This is a genomic window from Streptomyces sp. SP17BM10 (assembly GCF_036322405.1).
Classification (GTDB): domain Bacteria; phylum Actinomycetota; class Actinomycetes; order Streptomycetales; family Streptomycetaceae; genus Kitasatospora.
Window position 1 is genome coordinate 77,051 of the sequence record NZ_JAQYXB010000516.1, and the last position, 20,925, is coordinate 97,975.

The window sequence follows — 20,925 nt, forward strand, 5'->3', positions numbered from 1 at the left end:
TCATGAGTGGAATCCTCGAGGGCAAGCGGATCCTCATCACCGGGGTGCTGATGGAGTCCTCCATCGCCTTCCACACCGCGAAGCTCGCCCAGGAACAGGGCGCGGAGATCATCCTCACCGCCTTCCCCCGCCCGAGCCTGACCGAGCGCATCGCCAAGAAGCTGCCGAAGCCGGTCAAGGTCCTGGAGCTGGACGTCTCCAGCCCGGAGCAGCTGGCCGGCATCGCCGACCAGGTCCGCGAGACCCTGCCGACCCTGGACGGCATCGTCCACTCGATCGGCTTCGCCCCGCAGGACGCCCTGGGCGGCAACTTCCTGGACACCCCGTGGGAGTCCGTGGCCACCGCGATGCACGTCTCGGCGTACTCGCTGAAGTCGCTCACCATGGCGCTGCTGCCGCTGATGCAGGACGGCGGCTCGGTCGTCGGTCTGACCTTCGACGCGCAGTACGCGTGGCCGCAGTACGACTGGATGGGCCCGGCCAAGGCCGCCCTGGAGTCGACCAACCGCTACCTGGCCCGCTACCTGGGCGCGCGGGACATCCGCTGCAACCTGATCTCGGCGGGCCCGATCGGCTCGATGGCCGCCAAGTCCATCCCGGGCTTCGGCGAGCTGGCCGACACCTGGAACCAGCGCTCCCCGCTGAAGTGGGACCTGAGCGACCCGGAGCCGGCCGGCCGCGGCGTTGTCGCGCTGCTGTCGGACTGGTTCCCGAAGACCACCGGCGAGATCGTCCACGTCGACGGCGGTCTGCACGCCATCGGCGCCTGAGGCGCCCGGTCCGCTGACGCCGCTGCCCGGCACCCCCTCCGCGGGGTGCCGGGCAGCGGCGTCTTCCGGCTTTCGGGGGTTCCGGTCTTCCGGTCTTCCGGGCGTTCGGTCGTTCGGCGCAGGGCCGGTCAGGCGTCGGCGGTGCCGCAGGCCCCGATCGCGCGGCCGGCCTCGACGGAGGCGCGCTGGGCGTCCCCGGCCCGGATCGCGTCGAGGATCGTGTCGTGGCCGATGTAGCGCTCGGCGATCAGCTCGGGGCCGACGTCGTGCCGCAGGTGGGCTCGGGTCACCTCGCCGAGGTCGGCGTAGACGGCGGCCAGCACGTCGTTGTGGGCGGCCGCGACGACGGCCTGGTGGAAGGCGGCGTCGGCCTGGACGAAGTCCTCGGCGTCGCCGGAGTGCCAGGCGGCCTCACGGCGGGCCAGCGCGGCGTCCAGCAGGGCGAGGTCGCGCGGGGTGCGGCGGAGGGCCGCCAGGCCCGCGGCGGAGGTCTCCAGGGCGGCGCGCAGCTCGGCGACCTGCGCCTGGCCGGCGTCGGCGAAGCGGCGGTGCATGACGCCGGCGAGCTCGCTGGTGGCGAGGACGTAGGTGCCGGAACCCTGCCGGATGTCGAGCAGCCCGTTGTGGGCGAGGGCGCGGACGGCCTCGCGGACGGTGTTGCGTGCGACGCCGAGCTGCTCGACCAGGGCGGCCTCGGTCGGGATGCGCGAGCCGACGGGCCACTCGCCGGAGGTGATCTGGGCGCGCAACTGCGCGATCACCTGGTCGGACAGCGGGGTGCGCCTCGGCGAGGACAGCGCCACGGGGACTCCTAGCGGCTTCGGGGCGGTGGACGGGGCCCGGTGGACTCCGGCGGGCCGGTGGATGAACGGTCGGCACATCATGCCAATTCCGTGGTGCGTCAATTCATCCCATCATTCTATGATGGGCGCCATGCCTCCCGCAGCAGACACCACCACCACTCCCCGAACGGGGGTGCGGCCGCAGACCGAGCGGCCCACCGCCACCCCCAGCCCCTTCGTCGTCGCACTGTTCGCCGTCGCGATCGCCGCCGCCGCCTTCAACCTGCGCCCCGTCGTCACCAGCCTCGGGCCGCTGCTGGACCAGGTCCGCTCCGACCTCGGGATGAACCCCACCGTGGCCGGACTGCTCACCGCCGTGCCCTCGCTGTGCTTCGGCCTGTTCGGCTTCGCCGCGCCCACGATGGCCCGCCGGATCGGCCCGATCGCGGTGATCACGGCCGGCATGGGCGCGATCACCGCGGGCGTGCTGGCCCGCTCCTTCGCCGGCGGCACCGGGGTCTTCCTGCTGCTCACCGCGCTCGCGCTGGCCGGTGTCGCGGTCTCCAACGTGCTGATCCCGGTGGTGATCAAGCGCTACTTCCCGGCCAAGGTCGGTCCGATGATCGGCCTGTACTCCATGTCGCTGTCGGCCGGCACCTCCCTGGCCGCCGCCGTCACCGTGCCGCTGACCAGCGCCCTCGGCGGCGACTGGCGCTACGGCCTCGGCGTCTGGGCCGTCCTCGGCGCGGTGGCGCTGGTGCTCTGGACCGTCGTCGCCGTGGCCAAGCGCGAGCGCGGCGAGAAGGCGGGCGGGCCCGCCGCCGACCAGCTGCCGATCACCCGCAGCCGGACGGCCTGGGCGATGGCCTGCTTCTTCGGCCTCCAGGCCACCGGTGCCTACGTGGTCATGGGCTGGCTGCCGAAGATCTTCCAGGACGCCGGCGTCGACAAGGGCACCTCGGGCGTGCTGCTCGCGGTGACCATGGTGATCGGCGTGCCGGTCTCCTTCGTCCTGCCCAACCTGGCCGCCCGGCGCGGCGACCAGCGGCTGTTCGTCGTCGTGCTGGCCTCCTTCGGCATCGCCGGGTACGCCGGGCTCGCGCTCGCCCCGGCCGCGCTGCCGTGGGTGTGGGCCGTTCTGGTGGGCCTGTCCAACTGCGCCTTCCCGCTGGTGCTGACGATGATCGGGCTGCGCGCCCGGACCGCGGGCGGCGTCGCCCAGCTGTCCGCCTTCGCCCAGGGCATCGGCTACCTGATCTCCATCCCGGGGCCGATCCTGATCGGCCGGATCTACCAGGTGACGGGCCAGTGGTACCTGCCGCTGGGCTTCCTCGCGCTGCTGCTGGTGCCGCAGATGCTGTTCGGCCTGCGGGCCGCGATGGCCCGGCACATCGAGGACGAGGCCGTGGCGCCGCGGAAGGTGCCGGCCGGCGCCTGAGGTCCCTCGGGCAAGGGCCGGGCCGGGAAGGTCAAGGACCGGCCAAGGGCGAGGGGGCGGCGGTCGTCGGGTGTGTCCGGGGTGGGAGAATTCCGGACATGCCCGTTCTCGAACCGAACCCGACCGACGGCCGCAAGCAGCTCGGCCGTATCGCCCTGGCGATCGCCGGCATCGTGGTGCTCGTGGCGATCATCGCCACGGTCGCCGCCGGCCTGGGCTGACCCGGCCCGCGGCCGCCCCGCGACCGGGCCCGCGACCCGGCCGTCCGGCGGGACAACCGCCGGTGAACGGCGCATGACGGCACCCACCACCCCTGGGAGTGGCGCCGACCGGGAGCACCGCGCCGCCGGACGGCTTTTCTGCCAAGCTTGCTGGGTATGAGCGCCGACACGCCCCGCAGGATCATCGTTCTCCGCCACGCCAAGGCCGACTGGCCCAACGGCGTCGACGACCACGAGCGGCCGCTGGCCGACCGGGGCCGCAACCAGGCCCCGGACGCCGGCCGCTGGCTGGCCGACTCGGGGATCAACCCCGACTTCGTGCTCTGCTCCACGGCCCTGCGCACCCGCGAGACCTGGAAGCTGGCGGCGCACGAGCTGCCCAAGCGGAGCCGCAAGACCGTGTACGAGGAGCGGATCTACGAGGCCAGTCCGGGCGAGATCATCGCCGTCCTCCAGGAGACCCCGGAGGAGTACGCGGACGTGGTGCTGGTCGGGCACAACCCGGGCGTGCTGGGCCTGACCCAGGTGCTGGCCGGCGACGCGGGCGACCCGGACGCGCTGGACCGGCTGCGGCTCGGCGGCTTCCCCACGGCGGCGATCGCGGTGCTCAGCTTCGGCGGCTCCTGGAAGGACGTCGAGCCGGGCGTGGCCGAGCTGGTCTCGTACCACACGCCGCAGGACTGACGCCCGGACGTCCTCTCCGACGTGAGCGACGCGAGGGGCGCGCGGACTCGGTCCGCGCGCCCCTCACCTTCGTCCCCGACCGCCCGTGCGGGCGTTCGGCGGACTACGAGGCCGGGCCCCCGTCGTGGGTGTCGGCCGCCTCGACCTCCTCGCGGGTGATGCCGAGCAGGTACAGCACGGTGTCCAGGAACGGCACGTTCACCGCGGTGTCGGCGGCCTCGCGCACCACCGGCTTGGCGTTGAACGCCACCCCGAGGCCGGCCGCGTTCAGCATGTCGAGGTCGTTGGCGCCGTCGCCGATCGCGACCGTCTGCTCCAGCGGCACCTTGGCCTGCTCGGCGAACCGGGCCAGCCAGCGGGCCTTGCCCGCGCGGTCCACGATCTCGCCGACCACCCGGCCGGTGAACTTCCCGTCCTCCACCTCCAGGGTGTTGGCCGCCGCGAAGTCCAGCCCCAGCTGCTCCACCAGGTGGTCGGTGACCTGCGTGAACCCGCCGGACACCACAGCCACCTGGAAGCCCAGGCGCTGCAGCGTGCGGATCAGGGTGCGGGCCCCCGGCGTGAAGCGGACCTCCGCGCGCACCTTCTCCGTCACCGAGGCGTCCAGCCCCGCCAGCAGCGCCACCCGGGCGCGCAGCGACTCGGCGAAGTCCAGCTCGCCGCGCATCGCCGCCGCCGTCACCTCGGCCACCTCCTCCTCGCAGCCCGCGTGCGCCGCGAACAGTTCGATGACCTCGTCCTGGATGAGCGTGGAGTCGACGTCCATCACCACCAGGCGCTTGGCGCGGCGCTCCAGACCGGCCGCGACCACGGCGACGTCGACCCGCTGGGCCGCCGCCTCCTGGGCCAGCTCCCCGCGCAGCTCGTCGGTGGCGACACCGGACACGGCCAGCTCGACCGCCGTCACCGGGTACTTGGCGAGGCGGAAGACGCGGTCGATGTTGCCCCCGGCCGCGGTGATCCGGGAGGTGAGTGCCGAGACCGCGGCGGCGGTCAGCGGGTGGCCCAGCACCGTCACGTGCGAGCGGCCCTCGCGGCGCGGCCGGTTGTCGCCGATGCCGGAGATGATCTCGGCCTGGAGCTTCTGCTCCTCCGCCCAGCGGTGCACGGTGGCCCGCAGGCCGCCTTCGGCACCGGGCGCGGTGGGTGGGGTGACCAGGGCGCACAGTGTGATCCGGCCACGCGTGACGACCTGCTCGATGTCGATCACGTCGACGCCGAAGCCGGCCAGGGTGGCGAAGAGGCCGGCCGTGATGCCGGGGCGGTCCTTGCCGAACACCTTGACGAGCAGGGTGCGCTCGTCCTCGGTCCGGGGCTGCGAGGCGGGAGAAGGCTCAGCGGCCAAGGGCGATGCGTTCATGGTGGGTCCCACGCTACCGGGCGGGGAGGGGCCGCAGGGCACCCGTCCATCCCCCGGACGCACGGGCCGGGGGGCGCCAGGACCCGGGAAGCGGCCGCCGTTGCGTGCAGGTGACGGGGAGGTGGCGTGGGGGTGCGGAGGAGCCGGGGGCACCGCGCCGTCCGCGAATCGTTGCCGCCTGGTCACAGTCCCCAGGGGTGACTTTCGTCAGCGGTCAGTCGGCTGGAATGATTCCCCCGTCAGTTACAGGAAGTACGCACCCCCGGCCGGGGGACACAATCGGGGGACCGAGAGAGCGGGGCAGGCGAGCAGTGCCGCAACTCGTCATTGAGATCAACGGACAGCAGCGGACTCTGGAGCCGGGGCGGTCCTACACCATCGGGCGCAACCCGCAGTCGGACTTCCCGTTCGACGACGCGCGGGTCTCCTGGCACCACGGGACCATGTCCTTCAACGGGACCGGCTGGCAGCTGGACGACCACGGCAGCACCAACGGCACGTACGTCGCCGGTGCCCGGACCCAGCAGGCCCAGCTGTTCCCCGGTGCCGTCGTCAACCTCGGCAACCCGGAGAACGGCCCACGCCTCTCCTTCTCGGCCCCCGTCCAGTCCGCCGCCCCGCAGGCGCCCGCCTGGCACGAGGCCGCCACCAGCCGCAGCAACGCGCCGGCGCCGCCGCAGCAGCCCGCCCAGCAGCCGGCGTGGGGGCAGCAGGCCCACGACCCGTACCAGCAGCAGGCCGAGCCGTGGGCCGCGCAGCAGCAGGGCGGCTTCCCGCAGCAGCAGGCCGCGCAGCCGCCGTTCCCGCAGCAGCAGGGCATCCCCGCCCAGCAGCAGGGCGTCACTCCGCAGCCGCAGCACGGCGGCGGTGGCCCGCAGCCGACGATGATCCGCAACCTGACGTCCGCGATGCGCACCGTCCGGATCGGCCGCGCGCTCGACAACGACATCGTCGTCTCCGACCTCCAGGTCTCCCGCCACCACGCCGAGCTGCGTCAACTGCCCGACGGCCGCTACGAGATCGTCGACCTCGGCAGCCACAACGGCATCTTCCTCAACGGCCAGCAGGTGCAGCGCCAGCTGATGGGCCCGCAGGACCGGCTGACCGTCGGCCACTCCAGCTTCGTGCTGGTCGGCGACCAGCTGCAGGAGTTCGTCGACGACGGCGCCGTCTCCTTCTCCGCCCGCCACCTGACCGTCGAGGTCGAGCACAAGGGCGCGAAGAAGATCCTGCTCAACGACGTCAGCTTCGGCGTCCCGGAGAAGTCCCTGGTCGCCGTCATCGGCCCGTCCGGCTCCGGCAAGTCGACCCTGCTGCGCGCCCTCACCGGCTACCGCCCGGCCGACCGCGGCGAGGTGCTGTACGACGGCCGCAACCTCTACAAGCAGTTCGCCGAACTCCGCTCCCGCATCGGCCTGGTGCCGCAGTCGGAGATCCTGCACCGCGAGCTGACCGTCCGCAAGGGCCTCAAGTACGCGGCCCAGCTGCGCTTCCCCGGCGACACCGAGGCCCGCGAGCGCGAGGCCCGGATCGACGAGGTGCTGTACGAGCTGCGGCTGGACAAGCGCGCCGACAACAAGATCACCGCGCTCTCCGGCGGCCAGCAGAAGCGCGTCTCGGTCGCCCTGGAGCTCCTCACCAAGCCGTCGCTGATCTTCCTGGACGAGCCCACCTCGGGCCTCGACCCGGGCATGGACCGCGAGGTCATGCAGATGCTGCGCGGCCTGGCCGACGACGGCCGCACGATCCTCGTCGTCACCCACTCGGTGGCCGAACTGGCGCTCTGCGACCGGCTGCTGGTGATGGCGCCGGGCGGTTCGGTGGCCTACTTCGGGCCGCCGGACGAGGCGCTGCACTTCTTCGGCTACGAGACCTGGGCGGACGTCTTCCAGGCCTTCGAGAACTACCCGGACCACGACTGGGCCGGCCGCTACCGCGGTTCGGTGCACTACCAGCAGTACTCCGCCCCGACCGTCGAGGCGGGCGAGGTGCAGCACGTCCAGGTCGCCCAGGAGGCCATCAAGCCGCCCAAGCCGCAGAGCTGGGGCTCGCAGCTGTGGACCCTGATGCGCCGCTACATGTCGGTGCTCGCCTCGGACCGCGGCTTCCTCGCGCTGTCGGTGCTGCTGCCCGCGGTCATCGGCGCGGTCAGCGTGCTGATCCCCAACGAACCGGGGCTCGCGCCGAACCCCAAGTCGCAGCTCCACCTCAACAACGGGGCCGCGACGATCCTGCTGATCCTCGCGATCGGTGCCTGCTTCTCCGGCGCGGCCAACTCGGTCCGCGAACTGATCAAGGAACGGGCGATCTACGAACGGGAACGGGCCACCGGTCTGTCCCGCTCGGCGTACATGATGTCCAAGATCATCGTGCTGGGCATCTTCAGCGTGATCCAGGGCGCGATCATCTCCGCCGTCGGCTTCCTGCCGCGCAAGCTGCCCGCGCACGGCCTGATCGTCGAGAACACCCCGATCATCGAGATGACGGTCGGCATGATCCTGCTGAGCTTCGCCGCGATGATGTTCGGCCTCATGATCTCCGCGCTGGTCAAGACCGCCGAGAAGACCATGCCGCTGCTGGTCATGTTCGCCATCGTCCAGGTCGTCTTCACGGGCTGCCTCTTCCAGATCTTCGGCAAGCCCGGCCTGGAGCAGGTCGCCTGGCTGATGCCCGCCCGCTGGGGCACCGGCATCGTGTCCACCACGCTCGACCTGTCGCACCTGATGGGCCCCTGGAACAAGGACTTCCAGAACCCGAACTACGACCCGCTGTGGACGCACTCCGTCGCCCAGTGGTCGATCGACGCCGGTGTGCTGATCGCCATCTCGGTCGTCATCGGCATCATCGTGACGCGCCTCCAGCGCCGGCACGAGCCCGAGGTCATGCAGAAGGGCTGAGGCCCCGACCGCCCGGTAGAGGGGCGGCCCTCCCGACGGGGAGGGCCGCCCCTCTCGCGTTCCGGCGTCGGCGCTCCGGTCCTGTGTTTCCGGTCCTGTGTTCCGGTCTTGCGCTCCGGGCCCATCGGCCTAGGTCTCCGGACCTGCGACCGGGGCGCCTGCGGACGGACGCCGGGGCGGGGGCCCGGCGGTAGGTTGGCGGTATGCCCAGTGCGCCCAGTGACCACCGCCCGGCGGCCGGTCCCCTCCCCGACGGCCGGATACCGGTCGGCCACGCCCACCACGACCGGCTGCCCGCCTGCGACCCCTGCCTGGCCGGCATCGAGGCGGTGAGCCGGGCGCTGCTCGCGATGAGCCGGCACCTGGAGGTCCGCGAGGTGCTGCGCCGGATCACCGCGTCCGCCCGGGAACTGCTCGGCGCCGAGTACGCGGCCCTCGGTGTCCCCGACGACCACGGCGGCTTCGCCCAGTTCGTCGTCGACGGCGTCACCGACGAGCAGTGGCGCGCCATCGGCCCGCTGCCCCGCCAGCACGGCGTGCTCGCCAAGATGCTCCACGAGACCGGGCCCACCCGGCTCGCCGACGTCCGCCGGGCCCCCGCGTTCGGCGGCTGGCCCGCCGCGCACCCCGAGATGGACGCCTTCCTCGGCATGCCCATCCTCGACACCGACGCCGCCGAGGACGAGCCGCAGGTCACCGGCGTCATCTTCCTCGCCAACAAGCACGGCGGCGGCCTCTTCACCGACCACGACGAGGAACTGCTGCGGATACTCGCCGCCCACGCCGCCCTCGCCCTCTCCAACGCCCACCTCTACGAGCGCAGCCGGGAACTCACCCTCGCCGGCGAGCGCGCCCGCATCGCCCACGACCTGCACGACGCCGTCTCGCAGAAGCTCTTCTCGCTGCGGCTCACCGCCAAGGCGGCCGCCAAGCTCGTCGACCGCGACCCGGCCCGCGCCCGCGCCGAACTCGCCGAGGTCGCCCGGCTCGCCGCCGAGGCCGCCGACGAACTCCGCGCCGTCGTCGTCGAACTGCGGCCCGCCGCCCTCGAGGAGGACGGGCTCAGCGCCACCCTCGCCTCCCAGGTCCAGGTGCTCGACCGCGCCCACACCGCCGACGTCGCCTTCGCCGCCGACGGCGTCCGCGCCCTGCCGCCGGCCCAGGAGGCCGCGCTGCTGCGGGTCGCGCAGGAGGCGCTGCACAACGCGCTGCGCCACTCCGGCGCGCGGCGCGTCACCGTCACCCTGCTCGGCACGCCCGAGCGCGGGGCCGTCCTGCAGGTGCGGGACGACGGACAGGGGTTCGACCCGGAGTCCGTCCGCCGGGCCGGAAAGCACCTCGGGCTGGCGTCGATGCGCGACCGGGCCGCCGCCGTCGGTGGCCGGCTCACCCTGGAATCCGCCCCCGGCCGGGGCACGCTCGTCGAGATGGAGGTCCCCGGTGCCTGAGAGCACGCCGCCGATCCGCGTCCTGCTCGTCGACGACCACCAGGTCGTGCGGCGCGGCCTGCGCACCTTCCTGGAGGTGCAGGACGACATCGAGGTGGTCGGCGAGGCCGCCGACGGCGCCGAGGGCGTCGAGCGGGCCCGCGAGCTCGACCCGGACGTCGTCCTGATGGACCTCAAGATGCCCGGCGTCGACGGGATCGAGGCGCTGCGCACGCTCAAGGGCGAGGGCAGCCGGGCCCGGATCCTGATCGTCACCAGTTTCACCGAGCACCGCACGATGGTCCCCGCGCTGCGGGCCGGCGCCGCCGGGTACGTGTACAAGGACGTCGACCCGGAGGCGCTCGCCGGGGCCATCCGCTCGGTCCACGCCGGCCACGTCCTGCTCCAGCCCGAGCTCGCCGAGGCGCTCCTCTCCGACGACGGCCCGCGCGCCCCGCAGGGCCGGGGCGGGACGCTCACCGAGCGCGAGCGGGAGGTGCTGGGGCACATCGCGGACGGGCGCTCCAACCGGGAGATCGCGCGCAGCCTGCACCTGTCGGAGAAGACCGTGAAGACGCACGTGTCGAACATCCTGATGAAGCTGGACCTCGCCGACCGCACCCAGGCCGCGCTCTGGGCCGTGCGGCACGGGGAGGGCCGGGAGGCGTAGCGGCGTCGGCGGGGCGCGTGGGGGTGGCCGTCGCGCCGTGCCGGACGGGAGGTGATTCGGGGCGGTGGGCCTCAGATCCGTGTTCGGAGTGTGCCGTTCGGCAGGGGCGGGGCAGAAAAGACGTGATGGGGCGTCAGGGGGGTGTGCCAGGCTGAGCACCGACATCGAACCCGGGGGAGGACTTGATGAACGCGCCGCGCAGCGAGTACGGACCCGTCGTGCTCGCCAACGAACTGGAGCTGACGCACCGCCTGTTCGAGCGGGCCAGGCACCTCGGCCTGGTGCCCCCACCGGACGTCGAGGACCGGCGCTGGTCCCCGGCGGTGGTGGCGCCCCTGCTGGAACGCCGCGCCGACATCGCCGCCGCACTGGCGGCGGACGTCGCGGAGCGGGCCGCGAAGCTGGCGCAGGAGACGGCCCGCGAGCGCGAGGCCTACGGCCCCGAGGTCCTGCGCAGGCGGCTCGGGCTGGTGCGCTGGCAGTTCGACGAGGCACGGGAGCGCGGGCTGATCCCCGAACCGGACGTCGACGGCCGGGCCTGGTCGGCCGCGGTGGAGGCCGAACTGCGGGCCGGCGCCGCCGAGCTCACGGCCGCGCTGGGTGCCGTCCCCCGGGTGGGCGCCGGCAAGGCCGCCGTCGCCCTGGGCCACACCACCGGCCTCCCGGTCACCGCGGACGACATCCGCAAACTCGCCGAGGCCGGGGTGCTCGTGGCCTCCGGCGAGTTCCGGGGCCACCCCACGTACAGCCGCGAGGCGTTGTCGGCGGTGCCGGAGGCCGCCGTCGAGGAGGTGGTCACCGAGCGGCTCCGCCGCGCCGAGACCGAGGCGCAGGCGGCCGCGGAACTGCTGCGGCGGCGGATGGTGGAGAGCCTGTCGGCGACGGAGGCGGCCGAGGAGCTGGGCTGGTCGGCGGCGCGGCTGGCGGCCGCCGTGGCGAAGGGCGCGCTCACCCGGGCCGAGGACGGGCGCTACGACCGGGCGGAGGTGATGGCCTTGGCGGCGGCCGATCCCTGGCGGTAGGGCGGCGGGCGGGTGGTGCGGGTGCTGTGTGGTGGCCGGGCGGGCTGCGCCTTCGGAGGCGTCCCTGCACGGCGGCTGCCGGGCGGCGCGGGCGCAGGGCTCGCGGGTATGGCGCGGTGCGTCAGTGGGCCCGCCCCGGATGTGGCTGCTATGGCTGCTTTCCGGCCATGTCTCCGCCGCCCCGGCCCCACCTCGCGCGGGACGTCGGTCCGTCCGATTCCCGCGCGGGTGGGGCGCCGCCGGGCTCAGCTGTCCTGGCGCTCGTCCACCAGGGCGTTGTAGGCGGCCACCTGGGCGCGGCGGGCGGTGCGGCGCAGCAGGGCGAGGACGGACTGTCGGGCGGCCATCTCCGAGGCGCTGACGGCGGCGCCGTGGCCGCCGGCGGCGATCGTCAGGAGCGCGGACACCTGGCGGGCGGACTCCAGCACGCGCACCGCGCGGGCCGGGTAGCCGGGCGCGAGCAGCTCCGCGTGGCCGCGGCGGCGGTAGGCGTCCAGGGCCCGCAGTGCCTCCGGGCCCGCGCCGGCCACGTCGAGGCGGGTGAGCAGGACGGTCGCCTCGCGCAGCCCGTCGGCGAGCTCGCGCTCGGCCTCGTGCAGGGACGGCACGTCGGTCGGCGGGCCGTCGTTGACCGTCGAGCAGCGCCACAGTACCGTCGCCGATCGGTCCCCCGCCGGGCCGAAGACCTCGACCTCGGGCACCAGTCCGAGCGGTGCGCCGACCGCCAGGACGGCCTCGCCCGCGCCCATGGCCCGCTCGTTGAACCCCGCCGGGCCGGTCAGCCCGAGCGGGTGCCCCGCCGAGGGGAGCGCCAGCCGAAGGCCCCGCACGCCGAGCACCCGCAGCCGGCCGAGCGCCCACGTGAGCCCGTGCTGCTCGCCCGGCTCGTCGCCGGGCAGCCCGGTCACCCGGTGGGCCTCGTCCTCGCCGAGGACGGCGGCGGCGGCGTTGTCCGGCGGGACGAGCCCGGCGAGCAGGGCGCCGCCCCAGGCGGTCAGCCGCCCCGAACGGGGCTCTTCGTACGGATTGTCGGCAGGAGTCGCGAGCATCCGGCCAGCCTACGGAATCGGCGGTCATCCGCGTGGCGTAGGTTTGCCCATGCGCGTGCGGCGCACCCACCCCGTGCCCACCGGCTGCCGGAGTAGGCTCGCCGCCCGCACCGACGGCCGAAAATCTTGTATTGGGGAAGGCGTAGGCATGAGCGACGTGCTGGAGCTGGTGGACGTATCCGTGGTCCGGGAGGGGCGCGCGCTGGTCGACCAGGTCTCGTGGTCCATCTCCGAGGGTGAGCGCTGGGTCATCCTGGGCCCGAACGGCGCCGGCAAGACGACGCTGCTGCAGATCGCCTCCTCGTACCTGTTCCCGACCGCGGGCAAGGTCTCGGTGCTCGGCGAGAAGCTCGGCGAGATCGACGTCTTCGAGCTGCGCTCCCGGATCGGCCTCGCCGGTGCCGCGATGTTCGACAAGCTCCCCGCCGAACAGACGGTGCTGCAGACCGTGCTCACCGCCGCCTACGGCATGACGGTCAGCTGGCAGGAGAGCTACGAGCAGTCGGACGAGTCCCGCGCGCTCGCGCTGCTGGACCGCCTCGGCATGTCCAACCTCACCGACCGCAAGTTCGGCACCCTCTCGGAGGGCGAGCGCAAGCGCACCCTCATCGCCCGCGCGCTGATGACCGACCCCGAGCTGCTGCTGCTCGACGAGCCGGCCGCCGGCCTGGACCTCGGCGGGCGCGAGGACCTCATCCGCCGCCTCGGCGCGCTGGCCCAGGACGAGTTCGCCCCGGCGATGGCGATGGTGACCCACCACGTCGAGGAGATCGCCCCCGGCTTCACCCACGTCCTGATGATCCGTCAGGGCAAGGTGCTCACCGCCGGCCCGATCGACACCGAGCTGACCGCCCGCAACCTCTCGAAGTGCTTCGGCCTGCCGCTGACCCTGGAGCGCCACGGCGACCGCTGGTCGGCCCAGGGCCTGCCGCTGGGCTGAGCCCCCGTCCGACGACCGTCCGTCCGACGACCGTCCGTTTGACCACCGTCCGGCCCGCCCCGGGAACCGGTCGCACGCGCGACCGGTTTCCGCCCCTGGACCTGCGGGAACTGTCCGCCACGAAGGCCCTTCGTCCCTAGGATGGATGCGTGGACAGCTGGATGTGGTGGCTCCTGGCCGCCGTAGGGCTCGGCATACCGCTGGTGCTCACCGCGATGCCGGAGTTCGCCATGTTCGCGGTCGGCGCGCTGGCTGCGGCCGGCGTGGCCGGACTGGGCGCGGGGGTGGCCTGGCAGACCCTGACCTTCGTGGTGTCCTCGGTCGCCCTGCTGGTGGTCGTCCGCCCGATCGCCTACCGGGAGCTCAGGAAGGGCCCGAACATCAAGATGGGCATCGAGGCGCTCCAGGGCGCCACCGCGGTCGTCGCGGAAACCGTCGACGGGGAGGGCGGACGGATCAAGCTCAACGGCGAGATCTGGTCGGCCCGAGCGCTCCACCCGGACTCGGTGTACCAGCCGGGGCAGCAGGTCGACGTCGTCGAAATCCAGGGCGCGACCGCCCTGGTCGTCTAGGGGAGAGTCCGTGGAACCCGTCCTTATCGTTTTGGTCGTCCTGGTCGTGGTGGCCTTCATCGCGCTGATCAAGACGATCCAGGTCATCCCGCAGGCCAGCGCCGCGATCGTGGAGCGCTTCGGCCGCTACACCCGGACCCTCAACGCAGGTCTGAACATCGTCGTCCCGTTCATCGACCGGGTCCGCAACCGCATCGACCTGCGCGAGCAGGTCGTGCCGTTCCCGCCGCAGCCGGTGATCACCCAGGACAACCTGGTCGTCAACATCGACACGGTGATCTACTACCAGGTCACGGACCCCCGGGCGGCGACGTACGAGGTCGCGAGCTACATCCAGGCCATCGAGCAGCTCACCGTCACCACGCTGCGCAACATCATCGGCTCCATGGACCTGGAGTCCACCCTGACCTCCCGCGAGGTCATCAACGCCGGTCTGCGCGGCGTCCTGGACGAGGCGACCGGCAAGTGGGGCATCCGGGTCAACCGCGTCGAGCTGAAGGCGATCGAGCCGCCGACCTCCATCCAGGACTCGATGGAGAAGCAGATGCGCGCCGACCGTGACAAGCGCGCCGCGATCCTCACCGCCGAGGGCCAGCGCCAGGCGCAGATCCTCAAGGCCGAGGGCGAGAAGCAGGCGGACGTCCTGCGGGCCGAGGGTGAGGCGCAGGCCGCGGTGCTGCGCGCCGACGGTGAGGCGGCCGCGATCCGGACGGTCTTCGAGGCGATCCACGACGGCGACGCCGACCAGAAGCTGCTCGCCTACCAGTACCTGCAGACCCTGCCCGAGCTGGCCAAGGGGGACTCCAACAAGCTCTGGATCATCCCCAGCGAGGTCGGCGACGCGCTCAAGGGCCTCGGCGGCGCCTTCACCGGCCTGACCGGCAACGGCGGCGCGAACGGCGGCGCGGTCGCGGCCCCCAGCGTCCCGGCGGCGCCGGCCACCCCGGCCGCCACCCAGGTGCCGATCGACCCGGCGGCCGGTCCGCGGCCGGTGGACATCGACAAGGGCGCGGCCCGTCCGCGGGTGGACCCGGCGCGCGAGTACCGCAAGATCGACCCGGAGTGAGCGGACCGCGGTGAGGCCGTGAGGCAGCGGCCGCCGTGAGGCACCCACGCGGGAGGGCCCGCCGTCGCACCGACGAGGTGCGGGGCGGGCCCTCGGCGTGTCGGGAGGGTGTTCCGCATCGTGGTCGGGGCTGGTCGGTTCGGCGGACCGTCCGGCATGATCCCTTCGGACCCGGACGAAAGGAAGAGGTGACCCGTGACGCTCTGGGAGGCGATAGCCGTCCTGGTGGCGGGCGTCGGTGCCGGGATGATCAACGTGATCGTCGGCTCCGGCACCCTGATCACCTTCCCCGTCCTGCTCGCCGTCGGCATCCCGCCGGTCACCGCCAACGTGTCCAACTCCTTCGGCCTGGTGCCCGGTTCGCTCAGCGGCGTGATCGGCTACCGCCGCGAACTGGCCGACCAGGGCCGCCGCCTGCTGCGCCTCGGCACCGCCTCCCTGCTCGGCGGGCTGGTCGGCGCCGTGCTGCTGATCACGCTGCCGAGCGGCGCCTTCGACGCGATCGTCCCGGTGCTCATCATGCTGGCGCTCGTCCTGGTGGTGATCCAGCCCCGGGTGGCCAAGGCCGTCGCCGCCCGCCGCCGCCCCGGCGGGGACCCGGACGGCAGCCTCGTCCTGCTCGGCGGCGTCTTCCTCACCGGCATCTACGGCGGCTACTTCGGCGCCGCGCAGGGCGTCCTGCTGATGGCTCTCATGGGCATGCTCCTCCAGGAGGGCATCCAGCGCATCAACGCGGTGAAGAACGCGCTCGCCATGATCGTCAACGGAGTGGCGGCGCTGTTCTTCCTCTTCACCTCGAAGGTCGACTGGACGGCCGCCGGGCTCATCGCCGTGGGTTCGCTGCTGGGCGGCCTGATCGGCGCCAAGGTCGGCCGCCGTCTGCCGCCGACGGCGCTGCGCGCGGTCATCGTGGTGGTCGGCCTGGCGGCCGTCACCAAGCTGCTGCTGGGCTGAACCCGGTCCCGCGGCGCCGGGCCGGCGCCCCGGCACAGGCGTATGTTCGTCGCAGTGCACGCCGATCCGCCGACAGCGGATCCGACCAGGCTTGGAGCGCTTCGATGAACAGCAGAGCACGGCTGACCGAGGACGAGATCGCGGCGGCCCTGGCCGACGTGCCGCACTGGTCCCGGGAGGGCGAGAGCATCGTCCGCACCGCCGACGCCCCGGACTTCCCGGCGGCGATCCGCGTCGTCGACGCCGTGGCCGAACAGGCCGAGGCGCTGGATCACCACCCCGACATCGACATCCGCTGGCGCACCCTGCGCTTCGTCCTCTCCACCCACAGCGCGGGCGGGCTGACCGGCCTGGACTTCACCCTCGCCACCCGCATCGACGGGGCCCTGAGCGCCGAGTCCGCCGCCTGACGGAGGCCGGAGCGGGGCGCTCCGGTGGGCGTGAGATGCTGACTGCCGCAGTGCAGGCGGCTCGGGAGGGACGGGAACGGATGGCGCAGGAGCCCTTCGGAGACGCCCAGCAGCAGGCGTGGTACCCCCAGCAGCAGGACTGGCAGGGCGGTCACCCCGAGCAGCAGCACGGCCAGCAGACTCATCACGCCCAGCAGGGGCACTGGCAGACGCACTGGCAGACGACCACCGGGTACGGGCAGGGCGGCTACGGGCAGGGCGACTACGGCCAAGTCGCGGGGTACGGCGAGTACGGGCACGGCACCGGGTACGGACAGGACGGTCAGACGGCCTACGGGCAGGGCGGCTACGCCCAGGACCCGTACCAGCCTCACCAGCCCCACCAGCCCTACCAGTCGTACCACCCTTACCCCGGCTACGAGCAGCAGCAGTACGCCGAGTACGCCGAGCACTCCGAATACGCCGCGTCGGAGCCGCAGCAGCCGGCCGAGGACGGCCTGTACGTCCCGGCGGGCGCGGAGTACTCGGCCGACGGCTACGTGCACCTCGAGTCCACGGAGCCGGAGCCGGCTCCCGCAGCGCCGGGGGAGCCCCAGTCGCAGGCTGCCGCCGAGCCCGTCGTGTCGTCGCGCTCGGCCTCGCGCCGGGGTGGAGACGGCGGCGGGAAGGGCGCCAGCGGGGTCAAGGGCGCCAAGGGCGGTGGTACCTCGCTCGCGGACCGGGCCCGGGCCGCTGCCGATGCCGTGCTGACCGGCGAACACGTGCCCAGCCGCAAGGCGCTCATGGTCCGCACCGGCGCCGGCGTCGCCGCGCTGGGTGTCCTGATAGCGGCCGGTCTGATGGTCGGCGTCGAGGGCAGCGGCAGCGCGTCCACGGCGGGTGGCGGGGGCGGCGAGCCCGGCTTCACCGTCGCCCACACCAAGGCGTGGTCCGTGCAGCCGGTCGCGGCCGCGCAGCCCGGGGCGGACGACACGCTGGTCGGGAGCTGGCTGCTGGCCGACGCGGTGGTCCGGGCCGACGCCTCCGGCGTGCGCGCGTACGACCTGGCGGCGGGCAAGCCCGGCTGGTCGGTCGAGCCGCCGGCCACCGGGGCCGTCCCGTGCGGGCTGTCGCCGACCGTGAACCCGTCCGGTGTCGGCGCCGTGCTCTTCCGGGCCCAGGCGGATCCGAACAGCCCGTGCACGCTGCTCGCGGCGGTGGACACCAAGACCGGCAAGACCGCGTGGACGAAGACCCTCTCGGACGCCAAGGGCGCCTACGCCGCGCACGTCGGAGTCACCGACGACAAGATCGTGGCCGTCGGCGACGACCGGGCGGTCGCCTGGGACGCGGCCGACGGCAAGGACGTCTGGCAGTACACCGGGCAGGGCAAGTTCTGCACGCTCTCCGGCGGGGTCACCGGCAAGACCGTGATGGTCGCCTCCACCTGCGCCGACTCGACCCCGGCCGGCCAGGCCGTCGCGCTCAACACGGCCGACGGCAAAGTCAGTTGGTGGCGTGGCCTGAACAACAACCCGAAGACGGTGACGGTGCTCTCCGCCGAGCCCGCCGTCGTCCTCACCACCGGCGAGAAGCCGGCCGACGACCGGGTGTTCGCGTGGGGCGCGAACGGCGACCCGGCCGCGGAGATCCCGGTCGGCAGTGACACCGGCCGCCTGGACGTCGCGCACGGCACGTTCTCGGCCACGCCAGGGGTCTTCTTCCAGGACCGGACGATGGTCACCACGCTGGTGCCGGCCAACGGCGCCGGTGCCGTCGTCGCGGTCGGCTACGACCTCGACAGCGGGAAGCAGAGCTGGAAGGCCCCGGCCGCCGAGAAGGGCGTGCTGCGGGCGGTCGCCCTCGACGGCGGCTCCCTCGTGCTCGCCGCCGACGAGCGCCGCGACCAGCCCGCCCACCTCAGCCGCTTCGCGGTCACCGGCGGCCACGAGTCGACCGGTGGCAATTTCCCGCCGGGCACCGGCTCGCTGCTGATCTCGGGCCGGGTGCTGATCGGCGGAGGCAAGGTCGTCGTGGTGCCCGAGCACTCGGCGAACTTCGGCACGGCGGCCGGCTACCAGGCGAAGGGGTAGCCGACCACCGTTTCCGTGGAGTGGCGCTACGCCGCCGGTACGACCGGCAGCCAGTCGGCGAGCTCCCTGGCCTCCGAGTCGCGCAGGCCGAGCGCCAGCATCAGCGTCGCCTGCGGGGTCGGCACGAACGGGCGGCGCAGCAGTTTCATCCCCGCCTGCTCCGGCGTCCGGTCGGCCTTGCGCTGGTTGTCCTCGGCGCACGCGGCCACGGTGTTCAGCCAGCTGTCCTCACCGCCGCGCGACCGCGGCTGCAGGTGGTCCACCGTGGTGGCCCGCCGCCCGCAGTACGCGCACAGGTGCTGGTCACGGGCCAGGACACCCCGCCGCGACCACGGCGCCTGTTGTCGGAACGGCACCCGTACGTACCGTTGGAGTCTGATCACCCGCGGCACCGGTACGGTGACGCCGGTACCCCGGACCGTGCGCAGCGGATGCGCCTGCTCCACCACCGCCTTGTCCTGGAGCACCAGGACCACGGCGCGCTGGAGCGACACCGTCGTCAAGGGCTCGTAGCTCGCGTTCAGAACCAGCGTGTTGCGCACCTCGGCACACCCTTCCCACAGGCGTGCCACGGCGGCACGACCGTCTCCACACACGTCACTGCCGCCGCACGGCGGTGGGACCACTCTGAATGGGCCCGCGGCCGACGAACAACGGAATTTCCGGTATCGCGGGGGATTCGGGGAAGCGGGGACGGTCCCTCGGGAAAACTCGCTGGCCGGGACCGCGTAGGCTCTATCAGGCTGGAGTCGTACCGACCCGAGGCCCGACCGAACCGGGCCAGCACCGGGCCGGACGCCCGATCGAAGGAGAAGCGTGACCGTGACGGACATCGTCGACGAGCTGCGGTGGCGTGGGCTGATCGCCCTGTCCACCGACGAGGACGCACTGCGCAAGGCGTTCGCGGACGGCCCGGTCACGTTCTATTGCGGCTTCGACCCGACGGCCCCCAGCCTGCACCTCGGCAACCTCGTGCAGATCCTCACCATGCGCCGCCTCCAGCAGGCGGGGAACCTCCCGCTCGGCCTGGTCGGTGGTGCCACGGGCCTGATCGGCGACCCGAAGCCCACCGCCGAGCGCGTGCTCAACGACCCCGAGACGGTCGCCGCCTGGGTCGACCGCCTGCGCGGCCAGATCTCGCGCTTCCTCGACTTCGACGGCCCGTACGCGGCACGCATGGTCAACAACCTGGACTGGACGTCCGGGATGTCCGCCATCAGCCTGCTGCGCGACGTCGGCAAGTACTTCCGCGTCAACAACATGATCGCCAAGGAGGCCGTCGCCCGACGGCTCAACTCCGACGCGGGGATCAGCTACACCGAGTTCAGCTACCAGATCCTCCAGGGCATGGACTACCTGGAGCTGAACCGCCGCTACGGCTGCACCCTGCAGACCGGCGGCAGCGACCAGTGGGGCAACCTCACCGCCGGCACGGACCTGATCCGCAAGGCCGAGGGCAAGTCCGTGCACGCGCTGGCCACGCCGCTGATCGTCAAGGCCGACGGCACCAAGTTCGGCAAGACCGAGTCCGGCACGGTCTGGCTCGACCCCGAGCTGACCACCCCGTACGCGTTCTACCAGTTCTGGCTGAACGCGGACGACCGGGACGTCTCCAACTTCCTGCGGATCTTCAGCTTCCGCTCGAAGGAGGAGATCGAGGAGTTGGAGCGCGAGACCACCGAGCGCCCCGCAGCCCGCCTGGCCCAGCGCGCCCTGGCCGAGGAGCTCACCACCCTCGTCCACGGCGCCGACCAGTACGAGCGCGCGGTCGCCGCGTCCAAGGCGCTGTTCGGCCAGGGCGACCTCGCCGACCTGGAGGCCCCGACCCTGGCGGCGGCGCTGGCCGAGGTCCCCAAGGCCGAGGTCGCCGAACTCCAGCCGGTGGTCGACCTGTTGGTCGCCGTCGGCCTGGCGCCGAGCCGCTCGGCCGCCCGCCGGACGGTCAAGGAGGGCGGTGCCTACCTCAACAACGTCAAGGTGACGGACGAGGAAGCGGTGCCCACCGAGGCCGACCTGCTGCACGGCCGCTGGCTCGTGCTGCGTCGCGGCAAGCGCAACCTGGCGGCGGCCGAGCTGACCGCGCCCGCGACGGCGTGACCGAAACCCGACGCCGCTGACCAGCGGCTTCGACGACCGAGGGCGGGATCCAGCCGGATCCCGCCCTCTGCGTTTGACGACGTCCTCCAGGTGGCCTAGTGTTGAACGAGTCGCTGAAGCGGCCACCCCACTTGGTAACCCCCACTCTCACTCGAAGCCCATTAGCTTGGGTCGTTCGGCGTCTGCGCCGACAGGGTGAGCGTGAATTTCGGGCGAACACCCGGAATGCGCTAATGTGGAGGCCGTCGCGGAAAGCGGTCCCGGCCAGTTCGGGAAATCAGATGAATGAAACTCCGGAAAACGGGGCGGAAAACGTCTGATAAGCTGGAAACACGAAAGAACGAAGCGCCCGGTGGGCCCGCTGGAAGGCGGCTCGAAGGAAGCGTCCGTTCCTTGAGAACTCAACAGCGTGCCAAAAGTCAACGCCAGATATGTTGACATCCCCGGCCTCGGTCCTTCGGGATGGGGGTTGGAGATTCCTTTTGAAGTAAACA

20 protein-coding genes are annotated in these 20,925 nt (G+C 72.8%); 15 read left to right on the forward strand and 5 right to left on the reverse strand.

What is annotated here, in order from left to right; all coding sequences use genetic code 11:
- The first annotated feature begins 2 nt into the window (after window positions 1-2).
- The gene (gene fabI, locus PUR71_RS10525) at window positions 3-770 is read left to right on the forward strand and encodes an enoyl-ACP reductase FabI (RefSeq protein WP_329926381.1); all 768 of its coding nucleotides are present in this window, start codon (window positions 3-5) and stop codon (window positions 768-770) included.
- Between the two features lie 128 nt (window positions 771-898).
- Here the strand turns inward: fabI and PUR71_RS10530 are convergent, their stop codons facing one another.
- Entirely contained in the window at window positions 899-1,573 is a 675-nt protein-coding gene (locus tag PUR71_RS10530; RefSeq protein ID WP_329926383.1) for a FadR/GntR family transcriptional regulator, read from the reverse strand.
- 130 nt (window positions 1,574-1,703) lie between these two features.
- Between PUR71_RS10530 and PUR71_RS10535 the strand changes: the two genes are divergently transcribed.
- The 3 genes from PUR71_RS10535 (at window position 1,704) to PUR71_RS10545 (ending at window position 3,895) form a co-directional block, all read left to right on the forward strand.
- Complete coding sequence (locus tag PUR71_RS10535; RefSeq protein ID WP_329926385.1) at window positions 1,704-2,990, forward strand: CynX/NimT family MFS transporter; 1,287 nt, start codon at window positions 1,704-1,706, stop codon at window positions 2,988-2,990.
- A 98-nt stretch (window positions 2,991-3,088) separates the two neighbouring features.
- Window positions 3,089-3,211 (forward strand): SGM_5486 family transporter-associated protein, encoded by a 123-nt coding sequence (locus PUR71_RS10540; protein ID WP_329926387.1) that lies wholly within the window; start codon window positions 3,089-3,091, stop codon window positions 3,209-3,211.
- A gap of 156 nt (window positions 3,212-3,367) precedes the next feature.
- Window positions 3,368-3,895 (forward strand): SixA phosphatase family protein, encoded by a 528-nt coding sequence (locus PUR71_RS10545; RefSeq protein ID WP_329926389.1) that lies wholly within the window; start codon window positions 3,368-3,370, stop codon window positions 3,893-3,895.
- Window positions 3,896-3,998: 103 nt separating this feature from the next.
- Here the strand turns inward: PUR71_RS10545 and serB are convergent, their stop codons facing one another.
- On the reverse strand, window positions 3,999-5,255 hold the full coding sequence (gene serB / locus PUR71_RS10550) for a phosphoserine phosphatase SerB (RefSeq protein ID WP_329926391.1): 1,257 nt from the start codon (window positions 5,253-5,255) through the stop codon (window positions 3,999-4,001).
- Between the two features lie 311 nt (window positions 5,256-5,566).
- Here serB and PUR71_RS10555 point away from each other — a divergent pair, with 311 nt between their 5' ends.
- From PUR71_RS10555 to PUR71_RS10570, 4 genes are all read left to right on the forward strand, one after another.
- The gene (locus PUR71_RS10555) at window positions 5,567-8,152 is read left to right on the forward strand and encodes an FHA domain-containing protein (RefSeq protein WP_329926392.1); all 2,586 of its coding nucleotides are present in this window, start codon (window positions 5,567-5,569) and stop codon (window positions 8,150-8,152) included.
- A 350-nt stretch (window positions 8,153-8,502) separates the two neighbouring features.
- Entirely contained in the window at window positions 8,503-9,600 is a 1,098-nt protein-coding gene (locus tag PUR71_RS10560; RefSeq protein ID WP_329926423.1) for a GAF domain-containing sensor histidine kinase, read from the forward strand.
- Complete coding sequence (locus tag PUR71_RS10565; RefSeq protein WP_329926394.1) at window positions 9,593-10,249, forward strand: response regulator transcription factor; 657 nt, start codon at window positions 9,593-9,595, stop codon at window positions 10,247-10,249. Before PUR71_RS10560 ends, PUR71_RS10565 begins: the two co-directional genes overlap by 8 nt.
- 185 nt (window positions 10,250-10,434) lie before the next feature.
- Window positions 10,435-11,271 carry a hypothetical protein gene (locus PUR71_RS10570; protein WP_329926396.1) on the forward strand — a complete coding sequence of 279 codons (837 nt, stop codon included), beginning with the start codon at window positions 10,435-10,437 and terminating at the stop codon, window positions 11,269-11,271.
- A gap of 245 nt (window positions 11,272-11,516) precedes the next feature.
- Here the strand turns inward: PUR71_RS10570 and PUR71_RS10575 are convergent, their stop codons facing one another.
- On the reverse strand, window positions 11,517-12,320 hold the full coding sequence (locus tag PUR71_RS10575; RefSeq protein ID WP_329926398.1) for a hypothetical protein: 804 nt from the start codon (window positions 12,318-12,320) through the stop codon (window positions 11,517-11,519).
- A gap of 148 nt (window positions 12,321-12,468) precedes the next feature.
- Between PUR71_RS10575 and PUR71_RS10580 the strand changes: the two genes are divergently transcribed.
- The 6 genes from PUR71_RS10580 to PUR71_RS10605 all read left to right on the forward strand — a co-directional run bounded on the left by PUR71_RS10580 (window position 12,469) and on the right by PUR71_RS10605 (window position 18,334).
- The gene (locus tag PUR71_RS10580) at window positions 12,469-13,260 is read left to right on the forward strand and encodes an ABC transporter ATP-binding protein (RefSeq protein WP_329926400.1); all 792 of its coding nucleotides are present in this window, start codon (window positions 12,469-12,471) and stop codon (window positions 13,258-13,260) included.
- A 161-nt stretch (window positions 13,261-13,421) separates the two neighbouring features.
- Window positions 13,422-13,832 carry an NfeD family protein gene (locus PUR71_RS10585; RefSeq protein ID WP_329926425.1) on the forward strand — a complete coding sequence of 137 codons (411 nt, stop codon included), beginning with the start codon at window positions 13,422-13,424 and terminating at the stop codon, window positions 13,830-13,832.
- A gap of 10 nt (window positions 13,833-13,842) precedes the next feature.
- The gene (locus PUR71_RS10590; RefSeq protein ID WP_329926402.1) at window positions 13,843-14,898 is read left to right on the forward strand and encodes an SPFH domain-containing protein; all 1,056 of its coding nucleotides are present in this window, start codon (window positions 13,843-13,845) and stop codon (window positions 14,896-14,898) included.
- Between the two features lie 195 nt (window positions 14,899-15,093).
- Window positions 15,094-15,852, forward strand: coding sequence for a sulfite exporter TauE/SafE family protein (locus PUR71_RS10595; RefSeq protein ID WP_329926404.1), 759 nt, complete (start codon window positions 15,094-15,096; stop codon window positions 15,850-15,852).
- A gap of 104 nt (window positions 15,853-15,956) precedes the next feature.
- Entirely contained in the window at window positions 15,957-16,262 is a 306-nt protein-coding gene (locus PUR71_RS10600; protein ID WP_329926406.1) for a 4a-hydroxytetrahydrobiopterin dehydratase, read from the forward strand.
- Window positions 16,263-16,342: 80 nt separating this feature from the next.
- Entirely contained in the window at window positions 16,343-18,334 is a 1,992-nt protein-coding gene (locus PUR71_RS10605) for an outer membrane protein assembly factor BamB family protein (protein ID WP_329926408.1), read from the forward strand.
- Between the two features lie 26 nt (window positions 18,335-18,360).
- Here the strand turns inward: PUR71_RS10605 and PUR71_RS10610 are convergent, their stop codons facing one another.
- On the reverse strand, window positions 18,361-18,876 hold the full coding sequence (locus tag PUR71_RS10610) for an HNH endonuclease (protein WP_329926410.1): 516 nt from the start codon (window positions 18,874-18,876) through the stop codon (window positions 18,361-18,363).
- A 280-nt stretch (window positions 18,877-19,156) separates the two neighbouring features.
- Here PUR71_RS10610 and tyrS point away from each other — a divergent pair, with 280 nt between their 5' ends.
- On the forward strand, window positions 19,157-20,431 hold the full coding sequence (gene tyrS, locus PUR71_RS10615; RefSeq protein ID WP_329926427.1) for a tyrosine--tRNA ligase: 1,275 nt from the start codon (window positions 19,157-19,159) through the stop codon (window positions 20,429-20,431).
- Between the two features lie 147 nt (window positions 20,432-20,578).
- On the opposite strand, the gene PUR71_RS10620 is transcribed toward tyrS, so the two are convergent.
- Window positions 20,579-20,925: hypothetical protein (locus tag PUR71_RS10620; RefSeq protein ID WP_329926412.1), on the reverse strand; the 347-nt coding region annotated here is incomplete at its 5' end.